The sequence below is a fragment of the Bradyrhizobium sp. F1.13.3 genome, assembly GCF_040548265.1.
Classification (GTDB): Bacteria; Pseudomonadota; Alphaproteobacteria; order Rhizobiales; family Xanthobacteraceae; genus Bradyrhizobium.
The window spans coordinates 1-25,171 of record NZ_JBEPRI010000027.1 but is presented as its reverse complement, the minus strand read 5'-3'; the positions used below and the strand labels follow the sequence as shown (position 1 = coordinate 25,171).

At 57.9% G+C, this 25,171-nt stretch carries 19 protein-coding genes and 5 pseudogenes; 8 read left to right on the top strand and 16 right to left on the bottom strand.

Going from position 1 to position 25,171, the window contains the following annotated elements:
• The first annotated feature begins 1,380 nt into the window (after positions 1–1,380).
• The 4 genes from ABIB66_RS40055 to ABIB66_RS40040 all read left to right on the top strand — a co-directional run bounded on the left by ABIB66_RS40055 (position 1,381) and on the right by ABIB66_RS40040 (position 6,841).
• Positions 1,381–2,865, top strand: a complete 1,485-nt coding sequence (locus ABIB66_RS40055; protein ID WP_354259110.1) for an alkaline phosphatase family protein — start codon at positions 1,381–1,383, stop codon at positions 2,863–2,865.
• An 85-nt stretch (positions 2,866–2,950) separates the two neighbouring features.
• The gene (locus ABIB66_RS40050; protein WP_354259107.1) at positions 2,951–3,811 is read left to right on the top strand and encodes a phytanoyl-CoA dioxygenase family protein; all 861 of its coding nucleotides are present in this window, start codon (positions 2,951–2,953) and stop codon (positions 3,809–3,811) included.
• A 168-nt stretch (positions 3,812–3,979) separates the two neighbouring features.
• On the top strand, positions 3,980–5,245 hold the full coding sequence (locus ABIB66_RS40045; RefSeq protein ID WP_354259104.1) for an extracellular solute-binding protein: 1,266 nt from the start codon (positions 3,980–3,982) through the stop codon (positions 5,243–5,245).
• 477 nt (positions 5,246–5,722) lie between these two features.
• Complete coding sequence (locus tag ABIB66_RS40040; protein ID WP_354259101.1) at positions 5,723–6,841, top strand: alpha/beta hydrolase family protein; 1,119 nt, start codon at positions 5,723–5,725, stop codon at positions 6,839–6,841.
• A gap of 538 nt (positions 6,842–7,379) precedes the next feature.
• Here ABIB66_RS40040 and ABIB66_RS40035 read toward each other — a convergent pair.
• From ABIB66_RS40035 to ABIB66_RS39985, 11 genes are all read right to left on the bottom strand, one after another.
• Positions 7,380–8,300 carry a ketopantoate reductase family protein gene (locus tag ABIB66_RS40035; RefSeq protein ID WP_354259098.1) on the bottom strand — a complete coding sequence of 307 codons (921 nt, stop codon included), beginning with the start codon at positions 8,298–8,300 and terminating at the stop codon, positions 7,380–7,382.
• A gap of 518 nt (positions 8,301–8,818) precedes the next feature.
• On the bottom strand, positions 8,819–10,075 hold the full coding sequence (locus tag ABIB66_RS40030) for a mandelate racemase/muconate lactonizing enzyme family protein (protein ID WP_354259095.1): 1,257 nt from the start codon (positions 10,073–10,075) through the stop codon (positions 8,819–8,821).
• A gap of 102 nt (positions 10,076–10,177) precedes the next feature.
• Positions 10,178–11,326: an aminotransferase-like domain-containing protein gene (locus ABIB66_RS40025; RefSeq protein WP_354259092.1), complete on the bottom strand. Its 1,149-nt coding sequence runs from the start codon at positions 11,324–11,326 to the stop codon at positions 10,178–10,180.
• 128 nt (positions 11,327–11,454) lie between these two features.
• Positions 11,455–12,735 carry an extracellular solute-binding protein gene (locus tag ABIB66_RS40020; protein ID WP_354259089.1) on the bottom strand — a complete coding sequence of 427 codons (1,281 nt, stop codon included), beginning with the start codon at positions 12,733–12,735 and terminating at the stop codon, positions 11,455–11,457.
• A 21-nt stretch (positions 12,736–12,756) separates the two neighbouring features.
• Complete coding sequence (locus ABIB66_RS40015) at positions 12,757–13,581, bottom strand: ATP-binding cassette domain-containing protein (RefSeq protein WP_354259086.1); 825 nt, start codon at positions 13,579–13,581, stop codon at positions 12,757–12,759.
• 184 nt (positions 13,582–13,765) lie between these two features.
• Positions 13,766–13,954, bottom strand: a complete 189-nt coding sequence (locus tag ABIB66_RS40010) for a hypothetical protein (protein WP_354259084.1) — start codon at positions 13,952–13,954, stop codon at positions 13,766–13,768.
• Between the two features lie 627 nt (positions 13,955–14,581).
• On the bottom strand, positions 14,582–14,797 hold the full coding sequence (locus ABIB66_RS40005; RefSeq protein WP_354259081.1) for a hypothetical protein: 216 nt from the start codon (positions 14,795–14,797) through the stop codon (positions 14,582–14,584).
• A 452-nt stretch (positions 14,798–15,249) separates the two neighbouring features.
• Positions 15,250–15,798 (bottom strand): hypothetical protein, encoded by a 549-nt coding sequence (locus ABIB66_RS40000; RefSeq protein WP_354259078.1) that lies wholly within the window; start codon positions 15,796–15,798, stop codon positions 15,250–15,252.
• Positions 15,799–16,119: 321 nt separating this feature from the next.
• Entirely contained in the window at positions 16,120–16,437 is a 318-nt protein-coding gene (locus tag ABIB66_RS39995; protein WP_354259076.1) for a hypothetical protein, read from the bottom strand.
• The gene (locus ABIB66_RS39990) at positions 16,424–16,996 is read right to left on the bottom strand and encodes a hypothetical protein (RefSeq protein ID WP_354259073.1); all 573 of its coding nucleotides are present in this window, start codon (positions 16,994–16,996) and stop codon (positions 16,424–16,426) included. The genes ABIB66_RS39995 and ABIB66_RS39990 overlap by 14 nt, the downstream gene beginning before the upstream one ends.
• Before the next feature lie 123 nt (positions 16,997–17,119).
• Positions 17,120–17,536 (bottom strand): hypothetical protein, encoded by a 417-nt coding sequence (locus ABIB66_RS39985; protein ID WP_354259070.1) that lies wholly within the window; start codon positions 17,534–17,536, stop codon positions 17,120–17,122.
• Positions 17,537–17,775: 239 nt separating this feature from the next.
• On the opposite strand from ABIB66_RS39985, the gene ABIB66_RS39980 reads away from it, so the two are divergent.
• A complete protein-coding gene (locus ABIB66_RS39980) occupies positions 17,776–17,985 on the top strand; it encodes an Arm DNA-binding domain-containing protein (protein WP_354259067.1) in 210 nt (69 codons plus the stop codon).
• Here ABIB66_RS39980 and ABIB66_RS43745 read toward each other — a convergent pair.
• A pseudogene (locus ABIB66_RS43745) lies at positions 17,967–18,907 on the bottom strand (IS110 family RNA-guided transposase). The gene ABIB66_RS39980 and the pseudogene ABIB66_RS43745 sit on opposite strands and share 19 nt — an antisense overlap.
• A 199-nt stretch (positions 18,908–19,106) precedes the next feature.
• On the opposite strand from ABIB66_RS43745, the pseudogene ABIB66_RS39965 reads away from it, so the two are divergent.
• Together ABIB66_RS39965 and ABIB66_RS39960 are read left to right on the top strand one after the other, a co-directional pair.
• Positions 19,107–20,190: pseudogene (locus ABIB66_RS39965) on the top strand (tyrosine-type recombinase/integrase).
• A gap of 23 nt (positions 20,191–20,213) precedes the next feature.
• Positions 20,214–21,240, top strand: a pseudogene (locus ABIB66_RS39960) (IS5 family transposase).
• 140 nt (positions 21,241–21,380) lie between these two features.
• Here ABIB66_RS39960 and ABIB66_RS39955 read toward each other — a convergent pair.
• A pseudogene (locus ABIB66_RS39955) lies at positions 21,381–21,699 on the bottom strand (IS630 family transposase); the annotation flags it as partial.
• Between the two features lie 475 nt (positions 21,700–22,174).
• On the opposite strand from ABIB66_RS39955, the gene ABIB66_RS39950 reads away from it, so the two are divergent.
• A complete protein-coding gene (locus ABIB66_RS39950) occupies positions 22,175–23,110 on the top strand; it encodes a class I SAM-dependent methyltransferase (RefSeq protein WP_354259059.1) in 936 nt (311 codons plus the stop codon).
• 141 nt (positions 23,111–23,251) lie between these two features.
• On the opposite strand, the gene ABIB66_RS39945 is transcribed toward ABIB66_RS39950, so the two are convergent.
• From ABIB66_RS39945 to ABIB66_RS39935, 3 genes and pseudogenes are all read right to left on the bottom strand, one after another.
• Positions 23,252–23,434 (bottom strand): hypothetical protein, encoded by a 183-nt coding sequence (locus tag ABIB66_RS39945; RefSeq protein WP_354259057.1) that lies wholly within the window; start codon positions 23,432–23,434, stop codon positions 23,252–23,254.
• Between the two features lie 751 nt (positions 23,435–24,185).
• Positions 24,186–24,878 (bottom strand): annotated as a pseudogene (locus ABIB66_RS39940) (IS66 family transposase); the annotation flags it as partial.
• Positions 24,879–24,972: 94 nt separating this feature from the next.
• On the bottom strand, positions 24,973–25,171 hold a 199-nt coding region (locus tag ABIB66_RS39935; protein ID WP_354259054.1), incomplete at its 5' end, for a hypothetical protein.

Genomic DNA, 25,171 nt, shown 5'->3' with positions numbered 1-25,171 from the left:
TCCGTGTAGAAGGCGATGTCGCGAGGTGAAGAGCCGTCACTCAATGTGCCACCCTCCAGGTAGTCTCCGCACCATCTTTGCGAGTGCGCAAACTCTCAAGTCAGCACTAACAACCTCACCACTACGTTCGATCTGATTGAGGGCGCCTCCGGCAAGGGAGAACACTCCGTCTCGGTCGAGGCCTATGCGGCCGCGTGCCGGACTCTGCCGGCAGATCTGGCCTTTTGGAGCAATTGCTGGAACAGGCTGAAGCGCTTCTGGCGCTTTCCTGACTCGAGCCAACGACGTCAAGTCGATCTCGATGCCTGCGACTTCTCCGGTGGTAGAAGTTCATAAAGCGGCGCCTGCTTGTTGGGTACGGACCGATTCCGCAGGGAACTGCACGCCATAGGTTGGTTGATAGCGCTGTGCGAAGGCCATGATGTCGCCTTCGTGCGAACGCGCGGGTCACCGCGAGAGATGGCGCACATGATTCATCGAGCTAAACGACGAGAGATTGGTAGAGCCCAATGCAAATTGAGGAGGGGAGGCCCTTGAATAGCCCTCGGCCCTCATGCGTGGCGCACGAGGATCGAGAGTGCATAGATCGACGTGCACGCCTTCCGCGTCCGCCTTAAACGCTTCAAATGCATCGAGGCAAATATTAGGAACTTGGACTCGCGGACGACGGCTACAGATATTCCGGTCTCTGCGTGGAAAGACTGGCGGAGATGACGACTGCGCGCGGCTTGAAGTCAACAGGGTCGCTGATCACACCGTTCCGGATAGCCTCCGTCGCCAAGCTAATCGTATTCCGCGTGTCGTCCGACACCGTCGTTATCTTGCTAGCCGAATGAAACGCCGCCAGTTCATCGTCGATGGTTTCGGTGCGGACCGGGGTCGAGCATAGGCCCTTTACCGCTAGCATCTCGCTGTGTTTGAGCGATTTTCACAAAGGTGCGCATTGCATTAGAGCGGTAACAAGTCCTCTTCCAACATCATTCTCCCTCGGAGCACCATACTTCATCGCATGATGTGCCAGTTAGCATCAAACTATTCGATGAGTGTCATCCGACTGTAGCAATCCAAATGTCTAACGTCTCGCACAGCGCGAACACGACTAAACGGTGCTCGGCCAAGGTTTCAGTGGAAGTAAGGGCTATGGCATCCGCGTTGATTGAACCATTCGAATGCGCTCGCGAAGCTTTGGTTTTTGCGATCTGCTCCTTCGACATGGTGCTCATGGCCTGCTGTTGCTCGCACAACGGCGAAGGGCGGGGCGTCTTTCTGATGCCGGCAACGAATATGAAGGGCAGGCTTTGCTATGGAGCTAATCGGTGTTTTTCGTACTGAGCCGCCACTTCCGAGCACCCATCGATTGCTTAGGGTAGAATGAAAACGATGTTTGATTCCAAGCGCCGCATTCTTATCGTCAGCTTCGACGGCCTACGTCCGGACTTGATTGACCCGGAACTGACTCCCAACCTTTGGCGCCTGAAGGCGGCCGGGTTGACGCTTGCTAACCATTGCACGGTCTATCCGAGCGAGACCCGTTCGGCTTTCCCCAGTCTTGTCACCGGCGCCACCCCGGACCGGCACGGCATGGTCGGTAACAAATACGTCGATCGCGCCGTTACCCCGGCGCGCTACATCGATACTTCAGACGCAGTTCTGTTGCGCCGGCTCGACGTCGAGAGCGGCGGGCGGCTTTATTCGGCGCCCTCGCTCGGCGAGATCTTGGCGGCTAGCGGGCGGAGCCTCGCTGTCCTCGCCACGAATACGCCCGGAACGACCCGGCTCTTCCACCATAAGGCAGAGGATCTCGGCCATGTGCGCCTCTCCGGTCATTTCCGCGAAGCCTGCACGCCGAACGATGTGCTCGCCGAGATTGAAGCACATATCAACCCATTGACGCCGGCCCCGCCCAGGACTGAGCCGGACCGCATCGGGCAGGACTGGATCACGTCGGCATTCCTCGACGTCGTCTGGCCGAAATATCGTCCCGATGTCACTATCCTTTCTTATGGCGAACCTGACGTCACCTCGCATTTCCACGGCACGGGCGCGGAGGCGACGCGATCCATCATCGCCCATTGCGATCAACAGTTCGGCCGTGTGCTCGACTGGTGGGAAGCGGAGGGAAGACAGGCCGGCGTTCAGATTGTCGCGATCTCGGATCACGGCCATATCACCGGCCATACGCGTGTATCGGTGGCCGACAGCCTGCGTGCGGCCGGCTTCAGACCCGGCGTCGCACCCGCTCCCGATATTGACGTGGTGGTAGTGCCGGGCCAGGTCGGCGCACTCTATCTTGTCGATCCGGATGAGGCGAACATTGCCCGTTTGGTTGCGACCATTACGTCCGAGCCGTGGTGCGGGCCAGTGTTCACCCGCGCTAAGGACGAGGTCAACGGCATTGCCCCCGGGAGCCTCTCAAACCGCCTCGTCTTCGCTGATCATGTCCGTGCGCCTGACGTCGCTTTTTCCTTCCGCGCCGACGATACCGTCGACCCCTTCGGCCTCGCAGGTGGCACCTTCTATGACAATGATCGTCGCACGGGCCTCGGCGTCCATGGCGGGCTGCACCCCAAGGAACTGGCGGCCGTGGGCATCGTCGCCGGCTCTGCCTTCCCTGCAGCAGGTTCCGTCTCGGCGGTGCGGTCCGGCATCTGTGACGTGGCCCCGACCATCCTACAGCTGCTCGGTGTGGCTGCGTCGCAGAGTATGACCGGACGGGTGCTCGGCGAACTCATCGCGCCAGCAGCCAAGGATGGTCCCTCGATTCGCGAAGACGTCTTTGACGCGCACCTTGGTGCCTACGCGCAGGTGCTTCGCCGCATACATGTGGATGGCGCCTGCTACCTCTCGGGTGCTTGGGTCAGCTGATCCGCGCGCTCGTATCTGGAGACCGAAATGCCAAGCGCGGTTTCATTTAATCAAAGCATTCGATGCTGGCTGCAAGGAGAGAAAAATGCCCAAAATGCTGAGTGAAGCCCAGGTTGAGCAATATCGCTCAGAAGGGTACGTGTGCCCGATTGACGCTCTTTCGGTCGAAGAGGCTGCAGAATTCCTTGCGCGCATGGAAGATCTCGAAAGTCGCGAGCCAGACCTGTGGGCACGATCGAAGATGAAGGCGCATCTGCTGATGATGTGGATGAATGATCTTATGAGAAATTCGAGGATCTTGGATGCGGTGGAGGATGTGCTTGGGCCAGACATCTTGGGGTGGTCAACCGGCCACTTTGATAAGAAACCTCACGATCCGAGCTTTGTAACGTGGCATCAGGATGCAACGTATTGGGGTCTTTCCGAACCGACCGTTGTTACCGCATGGGTGGCGTTGACGCGCAGCGACCGCGAGAATGGATGCATGAGAGTGATCCCCGGCAGCCACCATCAAGGCCAATTGCCGCATAGGGACACCGACAATAAGGACAATTTATTGAGCCGAGGCCAGGATATCGAGGTTAATGTCGATGAAGCTCAGGCTGTCGATTTAGAGCTTCGACCTGGCCAGATATCTCTTCATCACACCATGCTGATTCATGGCTCAAAGCCGAATTTCTCCGATACGCGGCGTTTGGGGATCACCCTTAGATACGTCGCTGCCCACGTTGGTCAGACGAGCGGGTTTAGGGATAGCGCGACCTTGGTTCGCGGAACTGACAAGCATCGGAACTTTATCGCCGAGCCACGTCCGCGCCGGGATTTTGATCCAGAAGCTGTTGAATTCTACAACGAGATAGTTGCCGAAAGCCGCAGACGGAAGGATGCAGTCGCGGCTGACTACCAGAACAAGCAAAAGCTGCTCAAAGCAAAAGCTATGTTCTAAGCCTCACCGGCATAGTTGGCTTGAGGACATCACATTGGATGACATGTGCGGGGGAGCCAGTGTTGACCGGATTTCAAGCTGGCTGATCTCCATCCGGTCGTAGCTTTCCTTGATTGTCAGGGAGCTGACTGTCGGTGGGATTAGATAAGCTCTCAGGGGATTTACTCGATGCGCGCTACACGTAGAGCTTTGCTTCTGACAGGTGCATCCGCAATCGGGGCACTAGCAATCCCAGCAATCAGCCGCGCCGCCAATAACATCAAGCTGACGATCAGCCACGGCGCGCCGCCGTATGCGAAGATGCTGGCCGAGTTGGGACAGAATTTCTCCGGGAAGCATCCGGAGACGCAAGTCGAATTCATCGCAAACGGCGACAACTGGGACCCGCTCTTGCAAAGCACCTTTCGCGGAGCGCTCGTCGGCGATTTGCCGGATGGTACGTGGCAGTCACTTACCTATGCGCGGATACTCGCAAAGCGCGGAATCTCACAACCGCTCGATAAAGTTTCCGGAGACGTCGAAAAGCTTGCGACGATGGGACTCTCCCGCCCATTGATCGATGCAACGCTGGTAGATGGAAAGAACTATTCACTGCCCTTCGGAACAACGATTCCGGTCGTTTACTACAATATGAACCTTTTGAAACGGGCGGGGTTCTCGGACGCTGAGCTGCCGAAGGCTTGGGACGAGATTGTCGAAATTGGAAAGAAGGTGGCTTCCCTCGGCGGAAACGTCAACGGCGGATATATCGAGTATACATCCGGAAATGCATGGATGTTTCAAAACATTCTTGGAACGCTTGGCGGGCGCATGATGAACCCCGAGCAGACCGATATTGCATTTGATGGGCCTGAAGGACTGCAGACGCTCGAGATCTTGGCGAAGTTCGGCCAGACCAATTTCGATGTGACGCTGGATCAGGCCCGGCAGGCCTTCAACTCTGGAATTAGCGGCGTGCATATTCGAACGGCCAGCGGCATCAATTCGGTCGCGAAGGCGGCGTCTGGTCAATTCGAATTGCAGGTAGGCCAATTGCCCCTCCCAAATCCGAATGGACGGCTTATCGGAGCCGGTCACGGCTTCTTCATGTTCGCCAAGGATCCAGTTCGTCAGAAGCGCGTCTGGGACTTCATCAGCTTCGCGGCGGGGGCCGATGGTCAAGCCATTCTAGCCAAGCATACCGGATACCTGCCCATCAACATGATCACCCTGAATGACCCGAAGTTCCTTGAGCGGTATTTCGCTGCGAATCCCTATCACCGGTCCGTTGTGGAGCGCCTGCCCATCACCGGCGATCAGTTTTCCTTTCCTACCGACAATACGGTGAAGATCGTAGACATGATGGCCGATGAGATGCGCAAGGTAGTCACTCGACGGTCGGAGCCGAAACGAGCACTGGCAGCAATGGCCCAACAGACACGAAAGCTGCTCTAGGGCCGAGCTTTCCGCGATGACTTCATCTCCATTGGAAATAGGCCTTTGGCCGCACTGGCAACAACAATTGCAGCGTGTTCCACTGACAGCCCCAATAGCACGGGCTCTTGCCCGACCGGAGCGGCAATCTGCTGCCAATCGCGGAGCGGCTGCGGCATCGCAGATTCAATGCCGTGACTATGGAGGGGTGGTAGGAAGTCCGCCGGCGTCCACACCGAATGGAAGAGCAAATATGGGGAGCAGGCATCCGGTTGAAGCTTTCGGCCAGTCAACCGCGCGCGAGCTCGTAGCACGGGTTCGCTCCCGTGGGATCGAGATCACCGCAACCGGCAACCACTCTTACGGCAAGGATGAGGTGCCGAACGGTATCCGGTTCGGCACCAGCACGGTGCGGGATCGTCGGGTGTTCGAGCGCGAGCTTGATTCTATCGCCCGGACAAACATGCCTAACACCACTGCTCGAATGCGAGGCCCTGTATGAATTCCCAGCACCAGTCTATCCAGGATCGATCTGCTCTTTTCCCAGCCGAGTACTGCTCGAAGATCGAAAGCGTGCCGCTCTTGGCATATTGCAGACCCGGTGACGTCAAGAAGCCGCTCGTGCTTTTCCTTACGGGTGGTGGCGTCCTAGCGCGCGTCGCCTACGGTCATCCAGGAGGCAACGAGAAGGATTTCCTGGACTATTGGCTCGATAGACAAGGTTGGGGCCTGCTCACGGCGACATATCCTGGAGACCATCCGGTATTCACAACGCCAAAGGCGGACCTCGGTCTAGAGGCCTGGGCGTCGACGCTGGCAGCACTTGTAACGGAGACCGTTGGCGAAGGCAGCAAGCGTCCGATCATCGCCTGTGGTTGGAGCATGGGCGGCAGGCTCGCTTTTGCCCTGACCCGAGCGTTGCGGCTCCGGGAACACGCGCTTCAATACTTCGTCTCCTTCTGCGCAACTCCGCCATTCCCCCGGATTGACGGCGGGTCGACGCCACCCGAGAGCCTTTTGTCGAATGGATTTTGGAACATCTCGACTGCAACCAGGGATGGTTCGACGAGAGACGAGCGCTGGCTGGATGAGCTCTTCGCTATCGCGGAATTGGAAGGCCACAGCGTCATCGAGCCGCAAGTCTTCCAGGATTTTTATCGCTCGAATGTACCCGTAGGACTGTGGGGACCCGAGCTGGACCCGTTTTTCGAAGGAGAACCGCCGCAAGACGTTTCTCGCGCCCTTCGCGGGGCCCGCTCATTTTCTGGCGATGACTATCCGATTTGCGCGGCGATCGTTCCGGTGGATGCGCGGGACTATCGACATGCTTTGGCGGATGAGGCGGTCTGGGGCAGCATTACGGTCAAGAGCCTGCTGCACAACGTCCTGCCCAAGCTGGCACCATCCCGACTTCCTATCCATGACTGGGTACGGCTGCGAGCCTGTGTCGTCGATGTGCCACGGCGTCTCACCAGACATCTACCGGGCGGCCATTTCTTCTTTGTCGGGGCCCGCGGTGCGAGAGCCACCGTGGCTCATCTCATTGAGCTTCGCGACGAGGTGCAACGTCTCGAAGCCGTTTTCGGCACACTCAATTGCCACAGGAGCTGCTCATGACGTCAAGCTACCGCAGCAGAACTGTGTCAGAAGTGTCGATGTAGTGGCGTGACGTGACGATGCGGTCGACGTACTGGTTGCCCATTTAGCGGAAATCGCTCCTGAACTAAGCGCGACCGGGGCGCCAATGGGCCACCGCGTCACCGTACAACTCTGCGCGGCGCTTGAGCACCAGGCTGTCGACTTCATTCGATCCACACATCTTCTACTGCGAGACGATCACTTACGCTCGCTCGCATCGGCGGAGCTACAGTCAGCGACGGCAACAGGGCCGTCGGCTGCAATAGCGGACCAACAGGATCTTTGTCGCGCCGAACGTGACTCTCGCTAAAAGCGCTTGCCGGCCTCTTAGTTGACTTCGCGCCCGATCGGGCACGTATCTAAGGAGCACCGAACGAGACGCCGCAGTTGCTCACGGATGTCTCAAGGAACAATCACCTCAGAGTTCTCAACAAAACTCCTAGCTTTCGGAAGAGCGATATTCTCGCGCCAGACATGGAGGACGTCCGATACAGCATAGCTTTCCACGCGCTATGCCCTACACAACTCTTCGAACAGACCTCCAAGACGCCGCATTACTGTGTTCCGCCAGTTTCACGGTCACCTGGAGGGCATGATTGGTCGGAGTCGGAATGCCTAGCTCTGCGCCTTTCCGCACGATGTAACCGTTCAGGAAGTCTATTTCGCTTGTCTTACCGCGCGCGAGGTCCTGCGCGGTCGATGACATCTGGTTGGGCATCGCTGCGGGAATTTTCATTATCTGCTCCAGCACGTCTTCTGGCATCGATACGCCACAGGCACGGGCGACCATCAAGACTTGCGCCGCGCTGATCACGACATCCTTCGTGCCTTCGACCTGTGACATCGGTCCATAAGCGATGCAAGCAACGGCAGAAAGTGCGTTATAAGCGCAGTTCGTCGCCAGCTTGCTCCACTGGATGCTTTCAATATCGTCTGCAATCCTCGTCTGGATTTCGGCTGCCGTCAACGTTTCCGCCAATATCTCGCTCTTGGGAGATGCGCCGATAACTAGCGTCCCGCCTCCGTTGTGCTTGACGTGGCCAGGACCGGCCATTTCGGTGCCGACATAGACCACGGCGGGGATGGCAGGGTGGCCCGTAACGGCGCTGAAGCGCTGTGGATTGTCGACACCATTCTGAAAACTGAGAACTGACGTTTCGGAGCGTAAGCGGTTCGCCAACATCCGACCGGCTTCCTCAGTATCACCCGATTTCACACAGACGAGAACCAAGTCTGGCGGACTGAGCAAGCTCATGTCCATAGCGGCCTTGGCGCGCACGTACCCTTTGAAGACTTGCGTAGCTAAGAGAAGGCCATGCGTGTTGATCGCATCGACATGGGCCGATCTGCCGATGAACGTCACGTCATGACCTGCTCTAGCGAGCAGCCCCCCATAGTAGCACCCGACCGCTCCAGCTCCGAGGACCACGACCTGCATTTGTTAGCTCCTGTATTAGGGGTTTCCCCGAGAGTTTTGATATAGGGTGAGCGGCGTTGCGCGCCTTGCGCCGTCAAGCTCGAGGTCCCGGCTCACGTAAAGGAAAGCAACGTCATGAAGAAGACTATCACTACAAACGCTAGCGATGCGTACGGCAGATCGTGGAAGCGGCAATCGACTGTTAATCATATCGGCCGGTTGCGTGTGGGACAGATCGAAAGTGTCCAGACAAGCTCGCGCGATATGGACACTAGATCCCAAGCGCATCAACGCGCGTGTCATCGCATTGTTTGCCACATGCTCAAGCAGCCGATGCGTTCGGGAGAACGGAGCTAGCGAAATCACGCTGCTCGCGCACTCGTGCGCGGGCGTTCATTCCCGTCCGGCAAGCACGTCTACGTCTTCAGCTAACGGTACCTCGTCCATTCGCTCAGAAGAAAGCTGAGGACACTGATTGGCCTCGGCTATCGCGACCACGTCTCTCCGCGTCCGTTTCTACGGCCTTCCCGAGAGCCAGATCAGCCGCTTCCGTGATCGACACGATCATCAACCAGCTTTGCCAACATCGGAGCCGCATTGCTGGTGCGTACGATTGCGTCGTCACCTTTAAAAAGGTCCGCAACGAGCTCCAGTCCAAGGCCGGGACCGGCAGAAGGCAGCAGGAAGCCGTTTTCAAGCGTCGTCGGCGCATCAACATAGTCGCGGTACCAGCCGAAGTAGAAGCCACGCGCGATCTCTTGCTCTCTTACATTCGGACAAGCAATTGCGAGGTGAGCGCAGGCCGCTAGCGTTACCGGCCCAGAACAGTCGTGGAAGGCAATCGGCCGCGCAGTAGCCTCGGCGAGTGACGCAACTTTGCGTGCGACAGTGATGCCACCACCCCAACTCGGGTCGATGATCGGCACCGATACGCCACGTTGCATAAGCTCGCGAAACTGGCCGGCCCCACCTAGTGTCTCTCCAGCGGCGACTGGCGCGCGCGTCGCCGACGCTATCGCCGGCAGGTGGTCTAGCTGATCCATCCAGATCGGGTCCTCAATCCAATCAACTTCGTAATCGTCGAGCGCGGCGCAGATTTTTCGGGCGGCGGCGGGACTCCAGAGCCCATGTAGCTCCGCCTTGATCCGCATTGCCTCGCGATGTTCCTTGCGGATCCGTGCGAACGGTGCGAGCGCGATTTTGAGATCCGCCGTGGATATATCGAGGCCATCGCTGGCGCCCTCGGCGAAGTCGAATGGCCAGATCTTCATCGCCGATATACCCATTTCTAGCAACTCAGCAGCGACCGCCTCCGGCCTTTTCATGAACCCGTTAAGGTCGTCAAACACATGGCTGGTCCGTTCGCTGGCGTCTGTCAAACCGAAATTCTGCGGTCGGACGTCGGACGATGCGGCAAGATATTCTGGGCCGGCGCAGGTGTTATAGTCCGGAATACGGTCGCGCGCCGCGCCGCCGAACAGCGCATAGAGGGGCTGGCGTGCGCGCTTGCCGGCGAGGTCCCATAAGGCGATGTCCACCGCCGAAAGCGCCCGCATCTCGGCGCTGGTCCCTGCGAAACCGACATAGGGCCGCATTTGCCGATTTAGCGTCTCAATGACCGAAGAGTCGCGCCCCAGCAGCGCGGGGGCTATCCGTTCATGAATGTCCGCTTCAACTGCAGCGCAGCCGAACCAGGTTTCGCCTAATCCTACCAATCCGTCGTCGGTGTGCACCCGGACCCATATTACGGTCGTGCGCGAGCGGAGCCGCACTGTTTCAATACCGATGATCTTCACGCTTGCTCCTGCGTCGTGGTACCGGGCCTCATGTGCCATGGTCCGATAGGTCCGCCGCGACCGAATCGCGGCGGCAGAACCAGATGTTGACGATATCTTCGCTTAGGAGAAACAGGCGCCTGCGATCGCATCAAGGCCACGCTGAAGCATGGTCCGATCTCTTGCCTTGCCAGTTCCAAATCGAATGCGATGGGGGGCTTCGCCGCCGGCAATCAGAAACGTAGTTGCAGGGCCAACTTCCGCACCGCGACGCTTGCAGTCCTCAACGAAATCAGAGAGGCCCCGATTGGCAGGAACTTCCATCCACACGTGCAGACATTCCGGTGACGTCCGGAAACACGCGCCTTCCAGCGTTTCACGTACCATTTTTTGTCGCGCGCGGGTCTCGTCGCGGACAGCCGAGATGATTCTGTCTGCGCCACCATTGTGGATGAGCTCCGTTGCGACTCCGGCATTGGCGGGCGCGATCATCCAGTAAGTCATGCCGCTACCCGGCCAGAACAATCGAGCCGGATCAGTTTCTCTCGGTGTGACCAGATAGGCTGCTTTAAGACCTGCGCCGATCGATTTGGACGTGCCGAGAATGTAGTAAGTGATGTCTGGCGCGAGTTCGGCTAGTGGCGGGGGCATATCCTCCGGCAAAAGCGAATAGATATCATCCTCGAATATCACCACGCCGTGTTTTCTAGCGATTGCCACTATGTTCTTCCTACGCTCTAGGCCCAAGATGCCGGTCGTCGGGTTTTGCAAGGTTGGCAGGGTATAGAGTGCTCGCGGCTTATGCTCTTTGCATACTTTCTCGAACGCGTCGGGCAGCATCCCGTGCTCGTCCAGTTTTACGCCGACAAGGTTGAAGCCCATCTGCTTGGCGAATTTCGCCATCGCAGGATAGGTCAATTCCTCGACTGCCAGAACGCCATTCATTCCCACGAGTGCGCCGCAGAGAACGGTTAAAATTGCTTGTGTCGAGTGGGACAGAACAACTCTGTCCGGATCAGGGCTCATGGAAAGGCGACGCGTTACAAACTTGGCGCCGGCCTCACGATCCTCCCGAGATCCTAAGAACTGGTGGAGTCCGATCCAGTCCATAGGCTGTCTTGTCTCAAGGAGACTTTGCATGGCCCCACGATACTCGTGGTCAAACGTGTCGGCGACACGCGGCGGGAGGTTGCCCGTCATAGGAACGGGAGCCAAGAGAGCTCCCGGCTCTTTCTTTGAGTCAATCTGAGTGGTTTGTAGCGCAGTCTTCATAGTGGCCTCGTGTGATTCAGTTGTGGGTTCTAGGAATGTCGTGCCCAGATGCGTGGCGGATACTGATGGACGGCGATCACGGCTGGATGAATGTGAGGCCACGGGCATGGCCCTACGGTCCGGCCGGGCTATTTCAAAAGCTTGCGAGTTTCGGCTGACATCATAGCGATTGCTGAAGCCGCGTCGGCTTTTCCGGTGACGACTCGTCTGACCACCTCGATCTGAGCATCAAAGATTTGATCGGTGTTGGCTACCGGGTAGGTGTACCAATCTGCGGCCTCCGACAGCGATTTGGCTAGTTTGCCGACGTATGGATTGGACTTGCTGTAGTTGGAATCGCTGTCATTCAGGGCTTTTGAATTGGCTGGAAGATAGCCGGCGTATTCTGCTTCCGGCGCCTGCCCTTCAGGTCCGCAAGCCCACTTGATGTACTGAAGTGCAGCCTTTTGCCGGGCGGGATCTTTCGTGAGAACGAATATTCCGTGAGAAACCGCGGAAAGTTTGCCTTTTCCCGCCAGAACGGGAAATGCGCCCACATCGAACCTGAAATTATTGGACTGCGCGGCCTTCATGATCGACGGGATACCGCTGGCGGTGCGGATCAGAACGCCCATCGTTCCTGCATTGAATGCTTGGCGCGCCTGGTTACGCGTCATCGCGACCGTATTCGCTGCCTTGGCGAAGTCGCCAATGATCCGCATGGCCTCAATACCAAGTTGGTTATCGAAGCCGATACCGCCACTCTCGTCTTGCATGCATCCACCGAGACCGGTCAGCACGTTTTGGAACATCCAGTTGTTGGACGCTTCGAACTCCAAGTAGCCGCCATTGATATTTCCGGCGAGAGCGGAGACCTTCGCCGCCGCATCGATAATCTCTTCCCAGGTTTGAGGGGGACGATCTTGCTTCCAACCCGCTTTCTCGAGAAGGCTCATGTTGTAGAATACGATAGGGATAGTCAGACCGTAGGGTACGGCATAGACGCGGCCGTTTGCCGATGCGGCTTGGATAAGAGCGTTTGAGATGCCAGATGACGAGACGAAGCCCTGTCCCTCTGGTATGCCGTCGATCGGCTGAGCAATCCGCTTCTCGGAATAAAGTCTCGTATAGTTGATCAATTGATGGGTCACGTCTGGAAGCTGACCTATAAGCGAATCTCGCAGTGTCGCCTGAAAAAGTGGCTGCCAGTTATCTCCTCTTGCAACATAATCGATCTGGATGCCCGTCTGTGCACCGTTGAAGCCGGCCCGCATCCGCTGCAGGAAGTCGGTTCGATTTGGCCACGAATGGGATACCTTCAACGTCACGGGGGCCGCCTGTGCTTCCGTCGTGAAGATTGCGGAAGTTGCTGGGATGGCGGCGAGACCGATAGCAAGCCTTTTGACGAAATATCGACGGCTCGGCTTCATTGTAGCTGTCCTGTTCATGGTTTATTTGACGGCTCCCACGGTCATACCTTCGACAAACCACTTCTGAGCGGCAAGAAAAGCGATGACGAGCGGAGCGACGACGATGGTGGATGCCGCCATCAGAGGGCCGTAGTCGTTGCCGGCCTCCTCGTCCTTGAAGGCCATGATGCCGAGCGGCGGCGGCTTGAGGGACTGGTCGCGCACTGCAATTAGCGGCCAGAACAGGCTGTTCCAGTGCGGGACTACCGAGAAGATACCGAAGGCTATGACGGCTCGCAGTGCCATCGGCGCCATGATGCACCAGACGATGGCGATTTCGGAGAGACCGTCGAGGCCGGCGGCGTGGACCACGTCGTCAGGAAGGGCCTGGAAGAATTGCCGCAACAGGAAGATGCCAAACGGCGAGACCACATAAGGGAAGATGAGCGCGGCATAGGTTTTGAGGATGCCGAGCTGGTAGCCGAGAACAAAGAGAGGCAGCGAGAGCAGCTGATGTGGCAGAAGCAAGCCAATGAGAACCATCCCGGCCGAGAGCCGGCGTATTCGGAGCGGCAGCGCGATGTTGGATGAGACCGTCATGTGCGGATAGCGCGCGTAGGACTGGAGCACCGTGGACACGTCCCGCCGCTTCGGCCTGAGGCGGTCCACCACACGTTCGCCAATCGAAATCGAGCCCCGGTCCTGCACCTCGAGCCCCGCCAGGATACGTAGCAGCGTCGATTTCCCGCACCCCGATGGCCCCAAGAGCGTCAGAAGCTCGCCATCCGCTGTGGACAGCGAAACACCACGCAAGACAGATGTCGCGCCAAAATTTTTATCGATGCAGTCGATTGAGACGGATGCCATCGCCTTTACCTCCGGCACAAACGTTTTTGTGCAAAATATGTTGGGCGGATAACTTCAAAACCTGCATTGCTACAGTTGGATGACGAGCATCGACTAACTCGACAATTGCCGACGCAAAATGCGATGGTGTGCGGCACTTTCGGGGAGAAAGCCACCAAGCTGGCGCTTACGCTTGCGCGTCTGTCTACGCTACGTGAACATGGAGCGGCGATATCGCGATCGAGATCCTCAGGCTGCCACGCAAACTACACAAGGCGGCCTCCGCCGGAGGGATACGGAAGAAGTGCAGGGCCTCACCTACAAGGACGCCGCCGATGCGCACAAACGGATCGGAGTCTTCATCCCAGCTATCTACAGCCAGCAGCGGCTGCATTCGGCGCTCGACTATTTAACCCCGGAGGCATACGAACAGACGCATCCTTTCAGACGACAGATGGCAAAAGCGCCGCGTAGGCTTAGCACGGAACGACTTGAGGCTGCGACTGACGGTCCGGGCTTGGGCAAAGCATGGTCGTCGAGACGGCTCTGGAACGTTCCTGGATCCTGCGCCGCCGATCGAAGGTCTGATTCATGAGGCTCTGGAGCAGATAAACGGCCAGAAGGGGCCGGCTGGAGGTCGAGATCGCGATCATCGCCGAGACGGTCGCACTGCATGCGCGCTATCACCTCACCGTGACGGCACCCATGGCGCAATCACAGCAGCGGGACGCGTGCCGGCTCGGCCATGAGCGTTTCAAGTCCTTGGCCGAGCAGGTCGAGCGGCGCGTACGGCTTGGCCGGCCCTTGATGCAGGAGACGATCGATCGCCTCGACAATGCCAATCGATCTGTCCCGAAATCGACAGCGGCGCCGGCAGAACTGCTCTTGGTAGAACGGTCGGACAAACATCGCCTGAAGAAGGCGCCTCAGAGCCGCTCCCGTCGACGGCGCTCTCGCCGAACGTGTCTTTTCCTTCGCCAGACTATTTTATCTTTAGTCTATCACGGGACCAAGCTTCTTGTCAGTTAGCTCTCGCGTTGGCGCAGACTGCGTCAAGCCAGAGCCAGAGGTCGTCGACGAGGCCGAGCTCATCGCAGCGCTCTTCGACGTAGCGACATCCTAGTTCGATGAACCGATCAGCGCCGTGCGCAGCCTTGAACTTGTCAATCTTCTCGAGATCGAAGGTGATCGACCATCGATCCGATTTGCAATTGATGTCTATGCCAAAGTCGTTCACCGCCGCCTCCAGAAGGATCGTCTGTCTCTGCCGATCGCGCTCTGATGATATCTCTGCGCGAGGCCCATCGGCCTCTCGTAGGCCGCAAGGTGCATGTCGAGGAAACACGGACTGACGGGTTCGCTTGCGGGACCTTCAATCCGGATCCTGTTTTCCATTTCGTCATCGGTATCACCAGCGCTGCTTCCATCGGCACTCTCGATTGCTTCAGTGCATATATGATTGCTGGCGAAGTCGCGACGAAAAGCAGCATTATGCTTCCTTGTCGTTGCTAGTCCATCGCGAAATCAGAATGCTCCATCAGCTTATTCGATCTGTCATGCGAAATCCGGATGGAGGGCCGACGTCCATGCTGTCTGTTGTGCTGCATTCCGCAGCGAGCCTGTCGTTTATCTGGCTTGTGCGCTGGCAAGGCTGGTGCTTTCAATAATACCTCAGACAAATCGAACCAGTTACAGCAGGGCCTTCAACCGGTCCTGAAGTGCCGACGCCGCCGTCAGTTGGCCCGATACAGCCAGCCCAACGAGGTCCATGAGCGCTTCCTTCGTGTTCGCCGTCGCAACCGCCGCTGTGCCATCCTCTGTAAGCACGGTACCCAAAAAATCTACGAAGGCCGCTGATGTTCGATCACGATGCCATGAGCGCACCTCGGAGTGGCCTCGCAACTCGTCGGCAATCCAAACGAGCGCTCTGAAGCGAAGCGGCTTGCCGGCACGAGTAGATAGGAAAGAACAGAAGCCGGCGACGTTATCCTCATCGCCTGCAAGCCGCATTTCTGCCCAGGACTGATAATGGTCGCGTAGAGATTCCACCAACGGCGGGCCTTGCGTTGGACGTACTAAAGTCTCTTCCAGGCCGAAACCGAGCGCTTCTCGTTCAAAGCGTTGCTGATTGTATGAACGGCCGGTCCATCCCCGCCCGGCGAGAATAGCTTCGTGGGCCGCCAATGCGCAACGAAGGCAGCGGTGTCGGTCGTCTCCGAGAGATGACTGAAAAAACATGAGAAAAAGTGTCCGATCTCATAGTGCCCTTTGGGCCCGAGATCAAATATGGGCTGCCAGAGGGAAGGCGCTGTCTTCACATCCGTTTCTAGACAAATCGCGGCGATGGCTTCGAGTAGTTTATAGTCAAACTGATCCATGGACGCTTAGTCGCCGTTACTCTCACTTTCGCTGCCTACCAAGCGCCAAGCTTTGTGTGCCCAGAACTTCTTGAGCAAGGCTCGCCTGTACTCTCGTTCGATTTCCTCTACCGGCAGCTGATTTGCGTTTTTCACCAGCCATACAAATGCCAGCTCTAGTAGTGCGTATGCGCAAGTGCAATTAGAAGTGCATACTAGCGATATATGTTTCATTGTTCTTATCGCCTGCCAGCGCATCGGTCGCAATTCCGGCAGCTTTCGTCACGAAAGCTGGGGCGACAGAATCTCTCAACCCGATGGTGTGCGGTTCGATAAAGAAGGGGGCCGTGCGAAAATCGACAATCTGTCTGGATAGGCTCTGATCAGCAAAGCGTCGCATTGTTTCGAGCGCCGCATCGGGCCTGAAACGAGCCAAACCGGGCCGCGCCATGTCAAAGAAGTGGTCGTTTCTTCCTTGCCCGGTGTGTTCCTTCAGAGCTGAAACATCAAGGGGCAGCATATTTTTCTACCGTAACATCGATGTTGGCCGGCCGCGGATAGGAGGGGTTGCAAAGATCGGTCGCACAGAAGGTTTCGATCAGGCGCCAACCGTCGCGCTTTTCTCTATTCTTCGTAAGGTCTTCGACTAGTTGATTAGCCTCTACAGCTTCGGAACTCTCGCCCGTGGCGTGGAGCAGGTAGGCGAGAGCCCAGCGGCCGGTCCTAGATAGGCCCTGCATCCGAAAGATCTTGCAGGCCTCCAAGATCGCTAGGCGGGTGGCCTTCCAATCGACGAGATTGAGCCGAACGAGGTGATGGAATTCATCGTGGTGATCTCGGAAGCCACCGTTCAGGGCGTTGGCAAAAGCCCAATTTCGGAGACTCTCCGCATATTCCGTCAGGGGATGTCCAGCGAGGAACTGGAAAGCGAGATGATTCAAGTTGCTGTAATCGCCGCGTTCCTCCCGAGTCATTTTAGCGAGCAGCCCACGCTCGACGTCGCCGAACGCTGCCGTGGCCTCTGCAATTTCGCTTTCGCGTTTCGCGCGGCGCTTCGTGCGCTCTTTCTTCCTCACCATCGGGTGCAATCGTCATCATCCGCTCCGGGGCGGTTGAATACATCTCAGCCAACGGTGGATGGCTTTACTTGAGGCGGCTGAGCACTCGGGCTATCCGCGTGAGTCATGGATAACTTAGACAAGCTAAGATAGAGTGGAGGTCACACTTTCCGTCAGCGCCGCTTTCTCAACGGCGTCAACGAACGGAATGGGGCTCTGGTTGAAAAGCGCCTGAAACTCGGCATACAGCGCGCTGTCGACATTCTGCAGCGCGATAAAGCATCGGACCAGGGCGGCAATGCCCCTTGTGGGTGACTGATATAGAACTGCAGCAAGGATCGCGCCAATAAGGACGACGTCGCTGGTCCGGTCGAGCGCCGCGATCGGGTCCAAGACCTTCGACAACGCGTCATCGACATTTTGTCCCTGGGGGGCCGACCGACGTTGCTCGTGCGTTGTCCCAGCGACTCGCCAGACAGTGGTCAGTCGCGTTCCACGAACATCCCAGCCACCGACGGCATCATTTACCCGTTCCGGCTGAACCGCAATCTGTAGGCTCAAGCCAACCAAATCCGGCCATGGTTGAGATGTAAAAATTCCTTTAGTTGATAGTGGTTATCGCCCTGTGCGGCCATAAGAGCCCATAGGTGGCCTTGCTACATTTTGTATGCCCCCGTTGTGCCCGCCGTGGATTTTCCCTTGGTGCGCGGGCACACAAGGGAAGGTCCGAGGCCCGGTTCTGTTGGAGGCCTGACCGCCGTTCTTGCGGGGCACACCGGGGCACAGAGAGGGAAGGAAGCATGACGGAGCCAGCCAACCAGCTGACACTCACCGATGCGGTGATCCGCAACGCAACGCTGCCGCCGGGTAAGGCGCAGCATTATCTCCACGACGACAAGCTGCCCGGCCTCGCCTTGCGTATGCGCGCCACCGGCGGCCGGACCTGGGTCTACCTCTTCACCAAGCCGGGGGTGAGCGACTATCTCGATTGTCAAGTTGCATTGGCGTAAGAGGCTCGCGCGTCGCGTGCTTTGGTATTGAGGCGGACGAGGAGCTTGCGGGCGAGCGCGATGCGGATGACCATTTTTTCCTTTCCAGCAGCGACGAGCCTTGCGCGGAAGTCGGCGAGGATTTTGTCTTAGCGGGCGACGGTGGCCGCAACGAGGAACAGGATCGAGCGGACGCCGGCACGCCCGCCGCGGGTGTGACGTTGGCCTTTGCGCTTGCCACTGTCGTTGGCGAGTGGGGCGAGACCGACCAGCTTGGCAATGGCTTTGTTGGACAGGGTGCCGATCTCCGGCACATCGGCATGCAGCCGCGCGACGGTGCGACCGGCGACGCCTTTCGTCTCGCGCCAGGTCTCGGCGAGTTTTGCCCAGAGTAGATCGTCGTCGATCATGGAGGCGATCTCCCCCTCGAGCTTGCGGGACTGCCGCTTCAGCAGAGCGATCACCTCGTCGATGCTCGATCGCATTTCCGCGTTATCGAGCACGCTGGCGCGGCGCTGCTTTTGCACCGTAAGGTCGTCGGTGACCTGCCGGAGCCTTGCAACCAGGCCTTAAAGCGCTGCTGGGCCTGGCTCGGCAGCGGGGTCGGAGCCAAGTTCTTGGCATGAGCGAAGCGGGCAATGACAGAAGAATCGATCCGGTCGGTCTTCTCCAGAATGCCCATCGCCTCGGCATAGCGGCGGACATTACGAGGGTTGGTCAGCGCGCAACTGATCCCATTCTCCCACCGTTCGACGAATGCTCGTCGCTCATAACCGCCACTGGCCTCCATGACCACCAGTGTGACGGCACGTTCACGGCAGAACGCGGCCAGTTCTGCAATGCCCGCCGTGTCGTTATTGAAGCTTGCAAGCCGATGAACGGGTTCGATGCAGACATCGAGCTTAGCTTTCGAAACGTCCACTCCACAAATCGTCTTCTTCACGGTAACCTGCCTTGTCCATGCGATTGGAAACCAAGCGACTGTTCGGTCGTACGTGACATGGCGAAGATCCCAGAGCTCGCCCACGGTTGTAGCCGGAGGGGTGACGGGCGACATCGCCACGCGCCTTGGCCGGTGGCCACCGGCCAAGGCGCTAAGTCGCTTCCATCGCACAAAATGCTGCCGTGCAGATACAAGGGGGATCCAGCGCAAGACCCTCGGCGCGTGGCCCAAATATAATGAGAAGGCCGCGCGCAAGGCCGCCACCATCGCCGCAGGCAAGGTGGTCAAGGGCTTGGACCCGAATGACGCGAAACGCGAGGCGAGGGGCAACAGGCAGCCGAGAAGCAGCGCACCACGCTCGCGGCCCTCATTGTTGAAGATGGTCCCTGCCAGACCTCCTTGACCGAACGTGAAGCCAGCAATGTCGGCGCTGCGGCGCGGGCTCAAGGATTACGCCGAGAGCGGCGTGGGGGACCTGACGCGACGGCAAATCATGGCTGCGGTCGACAAGATTGCCAAGACCGGCAAGCGGGGTGCAGCCAAGGACCTGCGCAAGCACGTGCATACCTTGCTCGAATGGTGCGTCGGCGAGGGCTATGTCGAGCACAACGTGCTCGCCGGCTATCGCGCGTCCAATGAAACCCGCGCGCAAAGGGTCGGACGCCGAACGAAAGGTCGCGCGCTGATCGATGAGGAAATCATCAAGGTCTGGGATTGCATCCGGCAAGCTCGGGGCTTTCGGTCTCCTGGCACGCATGTGCCTGCTCGGCGGCCCGCGCCGCAGTGAGCCTATCATGATCGAGTGGCGGAAGCACATCATGGACGACCGGATCACCTTCGATGCAGCGTGGACCAAGATGGGGCTGCACCACGATGTGCCGCGCACTCATCTGGTTGACGAGGTGCTCACGGCCGCGAAGCATTTCCAGCGGGCAACCTCCGATCATGTCTTCCCGTCACCAAAGACGGGCGGCCAGATGTCCGGCTTCACCAAGATGGTCAACCGCTTGGTCAAGGAAGCGAGCGCCGCCAAGTTCACCATTCAAGACGTAGGGCGCAGCTTGCGCACCATCATGTCACGCTGTGGCTACGACAACGAAATCCAGCGGCTGTGTGTTGGGCAAAAGCCTAGCGGAATCGATCAGGTCTACAATCACGACGAACAGTGGATCATCCGCAAGATGGCGTTCGAAGCGGCTCACGACTACATAGCGGAGTTGGTCGGCGCCAAGCGGGACGGCAAAATGGTGCGTCTGCAGCGGACGAATCCGCCATGTGTCTGAATTCCTTTGGGCTGGGGGATGCGATGCGCGGGGCAGATCGGCGGTCGGAAGGCATATTCAGTTACGTGCTGTTGGAGAAGAGCGTTCCAGCGGATCATCCGCTGCGTGCGATCCGCGACTTGGCCGACCCGGCGCTGAAGGATCTGTCGCGCGACTTTGCCAGGCTGTACGCCCGCCATGGCCGACCGTCGATTCCGCCGGAGCGGCTGTTGCGGGCGCTGCTGCTGCAGGCGTTCTACACGGTGCGATCGGAACGGCAGTTGATGGAGCAGCTCGACTACAATCTGTTGTTCCGCTGGTTCGTCGGTCTGTCGATGGACGATCAGGTGTGGGATGCGACCGTGTTCTGCAAGAGCCGGGATCGGCTGCTCGACGGCGACATCGCGGCTAAGTTCTTTGTCACCGTGTTGAACCTGCCGCAGGTGCGTGGGCTGTTGTCCAGTGAGCACTTCTCCGTCGATGGCACGCCGATCGAAGCCTGGGCCAGCATGAAGAGCTTCGTGCCGAAGGATGGCGGCGATCCACCATCTGGCAAGCAATCGGGCAGCGGTCAGGGACGCAATGTCGAGCGCGACTTCCATGGCGAGAAGCGCAAGAACGACACGCATTCTTCGACGACCGACCCCGACGCCCGCTTGTTTCGCAAGGGCGCTGGCAAGGAGGCCAAGCTCTGCCACATGGGGCATCTGATGATGGAGAACCGCAACCGGCCGATCGTCGATGCGCGCCTCACCGAGGCCCGGGTGAGCGAACGACCGCTCTCGACATGATCGAGGCAACGCCAAAGCCGGGCAGCACCGTGGGCCGACAAGAACTATGACACCGCCGACTTTGTCGCCGGTTGTTGCCGCGAGCGCGGCTGCACGCCGCATGTCTCGCAGAACGACACCATCCGCCGCTCGGCGATCGACGCGCACGACCCGGCATCCCGGCTATCGCATGCGAAAGACCCGGCATCGTGGCCGAGGCTTGGTCGAGTGGTTCTTCGTGCTCACCGCCGTAACCTACAATCTCGTTCGTATTCCGAAGATGCTGTCAGCAACGGGATGAGTCTGTCTGGAACGTCAAACATGAGCGAAAACTGCGCGTACGGCGCTCTTTACCACCCATCGATTGGCTCATCCTCGCCCCGCACATCAGGAAAATCGCACTTCAAGTCCCATTTTTCAGCAGCCTGCTAGTACCCGGAATCATAGTTGAGGGATAAGGCGACCTTTGAATCGGCGTTCACGGACCTTTTTCTTGGTCCAGACGAAGGGCTGAGCTTTGTCGTTGTAGGCTTTGATCTAGGCATTGATGTGCTGCTCGAGCTGTTTGAGGCTCGTGAAGGAGCGCCGCTGAGTGACTGCCCCAGCAGGATCGAGGACCAAATCCCGACCTGATTGAGCCAGGACGCGCTGCGCTTGTCGGCGTGAAATGAAGTTGCACATTGGGGTGGGCCTTGAGCCAGCGCTCGTTCTTCTGGGTGTTGAGGTTATCGAGGATGACGTGAAGCTGGCGGTCCAGAAAAGGGTGCCGTTCACAACTCGTGCAACTGAGCTCGTGCTCCGAACACGGGCAGACCTTACCCCGTCGGATCGAGAAGGCCTTCGTACGGAGACGAGGTGCCAAGCGCGCCGTTGTTTTCCAAAATATGCTCTTCGCGACAGTCGAGAATTGCTGCCTACGCCGTAACTTTTACACAAACTTGCTGATGGTCAGGAACGAAGCCAATATATTCGTATCTTCTGCTGGCGCGAACTAGATGGTCTTGGAAGGCTTTGTCCGAAAGGCATGATGCCGTCATCGCACCGGGTGCCACCCCGCAGTATCCGCCGGATTTGTTGCCGGTTCCGTATCGGGATTAGTGCCGCTCTGATCAACAAACATTCGAACCAGAATGGATTTTTGGACAACGCCCGCGACTAACTGCGTCCAGTTAGAGAACCGCAAGGACGGCGTGATGGCGCATTCCATCTTACGCAAGGAAGGAGATTGGCCTAGTATGACCCATCAATACGTGAACGTAACTGAGATAGTCGAGGCAATTCGCGATGGGTTTCTTGGCGGAAGGTACGGCTCATTCAACGTCCTTCGTCTCGCAAAATTCGTGGCGGGATTTGATGCAGCCCAATACTACCTTGATCACATGCTCGCTTGCCCTCGGTTTGCGACTAAATTTGATCTTATGACCAGCGCGAACAACTGGGCCACCATCGATGGACTTACACTTGAGTTCGGTGTTGCAAGCGGGAGAACAATCAACCATCTCGCCGCCTTAAATCCGGAACGTCAGATCTTCGGGTTCGATTGGTTCAAGGGGTTGCCCGAGACTTGGAGATCGGATGTCCCAAAGGGAGCTTTTGCTGGGGATGTTCCGGCAGTCCGAAAGAACGTGTCGCTCATCAACGGACTCTTCGAAGACACTCTGCCAGGATTCGTCGCTGAGCATTCGGAACCTATTAGACTACTACACGTGGATTGTGATCTTTACAGCTCTACCATGACGATTTTCAACAATTTGGCTCCCCAAATTCGGCCTGGGACAATTATTGTTTTTGATGAATATTTCAATTGTCCGGCCTGGCGTTTACACGAGTACAGCTTGTTCGAACTACGTCGCGGACCAAGCTGGAATCTCCATATTCGGCCAACACATCGCAGCTGGAACGACCACCGCATGAATGACATTGGCATATCGATCAAAGCTCTGTTCGAACTCTGCCACGCCAGACGACGAAGATGGCTCGATTTTAAGTGCAACCCTGGTCGTCCCCATGGTCGAGGAACCCAGTACTCTCTCCACCGCAAGTCCGAGCGTCGGCACCAACTGTTCGCGAGATCCAGTGCCGCGGATGCGCGTCGGCTCGATTGCGTTGAAGAGGCCTTTGGCTTATCCTTCAATGGTCGGCTGGTGCGCGTAGAAGGGATGACGGAATGATCTTTAGCTAGCTCGACGACCGAGCCGGTCGCAGCCGTAGTGCCCGAACCCGAAAGCAAGGAAATCCGTTGCGCCAACATGCGCGCGCCTCGTGAACTGATTGTCGAGCTTGCGAAGGCGAACCGGACCGCTTGGATGTCGCTACGCGATCTCACTGGCGGCAATGCCGACCAGATCGCAGTAAAGATAATCGCGCAGCATTTCTGCGGGCGATGTCTCAGCACGTCGATCGGGGCGGTCGACGAAAATAGATCGCAGTTTTGCATCCGAACACGCTGCTAGCGTCGCTTGATTAGCCCGACGCTCATCGGTCATCTGTGGCATGCTTCGATCATCTGGATCAATTGCTAACACTGGTAGTTGCCTCTGTGCACTTTGTTGCTTATCACCAACGGATTTGGTGCAAGGACGGCGGCTCTGACAACGACCGGACGTTCGATAACAAACTGCACGCATTTCGACTGTCAGTGCACCGTTGACTTCGTCACATTGCTGTCCCGTGCTGAGACCCGGACGGGCCCTAAGCATCTCGCAGTCGATGAGTCGATGATCTGATGCCATGCGCCGTCGCAGAATGCTCGACCGCCTGGAAGATGAGCGCGAGTGTGCGGCGTCGCCCGCAGCCAAGAGCTCCGCGAGCTATCCGATCAGTGACGTATGCGTGCACACGCATCGGTACATTAGCTTGGTGCGACACAAACGGGCGATGCTCTTCAAGAACAGTAAGTGGCAAAGAGGCCCGGTCTGGTGGAGTGGGTGAGCGATCGCCTATCGGCTGCTGAGTTTTGTAAGCCGATGTGAGCTTCTATGTCTGCGCCGAGTTCTGCAACCAGAACCTTCTATATTATCGAAGCAGTCGCCGACCGTCTTGAGAAAGCGAAGCCGACGTCCGCTTCGCGATCTAATGATCGGTCCGATGGGATATCCCGGTCGTTCCTTGGCGCAGTACCCACCAAAGATCCGACAATATCGCCATCCAATGGATTTCGCGTAACTCTGTGTCAATGGTATGCCTACGACGAAGACCGGCTGATTGACGCATGCGCGTGGGCACGGTGGGTTCTATGATGGCGGGTCATTGCGGCGCCTGCTGATCGGCGGGTCGGCGGCTTGGCGCAGGCGTTTCCATTCACAGGATAGCAGTTCGTGCAGACGCGAGGTAGGCAGATAGGCGATGCGGGCGAGAACGTCGGCGAGCCAGGCCTTGGGATCGACGTCGTTAAGGAGACAGGTCGTGATCATCGTCAGCATGATGGCGACACGGTAGGCGCCACGCTGGCTGCCGGCGAAGGTCCAGTTGCGCCTTCCCAATGCGATACCTCTCAATGCGCAGCTCAGAACAATTGTCGGTCAAGCAGATTCAGCCATCATCGAGGAAGCGGGCGAAGTCGTTCCAGCGCCTGAGCATGTAGCTGATCGGTTTCAGGATCTCGGAAGAGCGCGAGAGGTTTTTGCGCTCACGCAGCAACCAGCCGTGCATGTCCTCGAGAAGCGGCTTGCTCTTTTTCCTGGGCACGGCGCGCCGGTCGTCGGTGCCGCGGCCGTTAATGGCGCGCTCGATCTCGAACAACGCATCGAGGCCTCTGACCGCCTCCGGCGCGATCGGAGAGATGGGTTTGCCCTTCTGGCCTTCCCGGGCGTTTTTCTCGATGTCGGACAGCTCGAAGAAGCCCCGCGCATGGGTCAGGCAAACCGCCGGTGTGATCGGCAGTACCTTCTTGTGCGGGTCGAACAACGGTTTAAAACCATTGTAGCAGTCAGCTTGCAGGCTAATCGCGAGGTGGTGGTAATGTGAAGGAATGCCGGGTTCGACGCGAGAATATTGAGGAATTCCGCTGATTCAATAGCGGCTTTGCTCCGGATTACTTCTTTGCGACCTCTGCGGTTATTTGACCAGCAGAGGAGTCGATAATGCTGAAATCCGATGAAGACCTGATCGCCGAGCTCAAGGCCGTTCGGCGCCGACTGTAGCGCGTCGATCTGGATGGGAAGGCGCGGCAATCTGGATGGCGAGTCAGTGTCGCGGCGAAGTAATGATTGCCGCGCAGATTGTCGTGCGCA

Excerpts from the sequence above, each read along its gene's own strand:
- ABIB66_RS40050 (WP_354259107.1), top strand. The coding sequence starts at position 2,951 with ATGCCCAAAATGCTGAGTGAAGCCCAGGTTGAGCAATATCGCTCAGAA.
- ABIB66_RS40045 (WP_354259104.1), top strand. The coding sequence starts at position 3,980 with ATGCGCGCTACACGTAGAGCTTTGCTTCTGACAGGTGCATCCGCAATC.
- ABIB66_RS39995 (WP_354259076.1), bottom strand. The coding sequence starts at position 16,437 with ATGCTGCCCCTTGATGTTTCAGCTCTGAAGGAACACACCGGGCAAGGA.
- ABIB66_RS40000 (WP_354259078.1), bottom strand. The coding sequence starts at position 15,798 with ATGTTTTTTCAGTCATCTCTCGGAGACGACCGACACCGCTGCCTTCGT.
- ABIB66_RS39950 (WP_354259059.1), top strand. The coding sequence starts at position 22,175 with ATGACCCATCAATACGTGAACGTAACTGAGATAGTCGAGGCAATTCGC.
- ABIB66_RS39990 (WP_354259073.1), bottom strand. The coding sequence starts at position 16,996 with ATGGTGAGGAAGAAAGAGCGCACGAAGCGCCGCGCGAAACGCGAAAGC.
- ABIB66_RS40015 (WP_354259086.1), bottom strand. The coding sequence starts at position 13,581 with ATGGCATCCGTCTCAATCGACTGCATCGATAAAAATTTTGGCGCGACA.
- ABIB66_RS40025 (WP_354259092.1), bottom strand. The coding sequence starts at position 11,326 with ATGAAGACTGCGCTACAAACCACTCAGATTGACTCAAAGAAAGAGCCG.
- ABIB66_RS40040 (WP_354259101.1), top strand. The coding sequence starts at position 5,723 with ATGAATTCCCAGCACCAGTCTATCCAGGATCGATCTGCTCTTTTCCCA.
- ABIB66_RS40055 (WP_354259110.1), top strand. The coding sequence starts at position 1,381 with ATGTTTGATTCCAAGCGCCGCATTCTTATCGTCAGCTTCGACGGCCTA.
- ABIB66_RS39945 (WP_354259057.1), bottom strand. The coding sequence starts at position 23,434 with ATGCCACAGATGACCGATGAGCGTCGGGCTAATCAAGCGACGCTAGCA.
- ABIB66_RS40010 (WP_354259084.1), bottom strand. The coding sequence starts at position 13,954 with ATGCAGCCGCTGCTGGCTGTAGATAGCTGGGATGAAGACTCCGATCCG.
- ABIB66_RS40035 (WP_354259098.1), bottom strand. The coding sequence starts at position 8,300 with ATGCAGGTCGTGGTCCTCGGAGCTGGAGCGGTCGGGTGCTACTATGGG.
- ABIB66_RS39980 (WP_354259067.1), top strand. The coding sequence starts at position 17,776 with ATGACGGAGCCAGCCAACCAGCTGACACTCACCGATGCGGTGATCCGC.
- ABIB66_RS40020 (WP_354259089.1), bottom strand. The coding sequence starts at position 12,735 with ATGAAGCCGAGCCGTCGATATTTCGTCAAAAGGCTTGCTATCGGTCTC.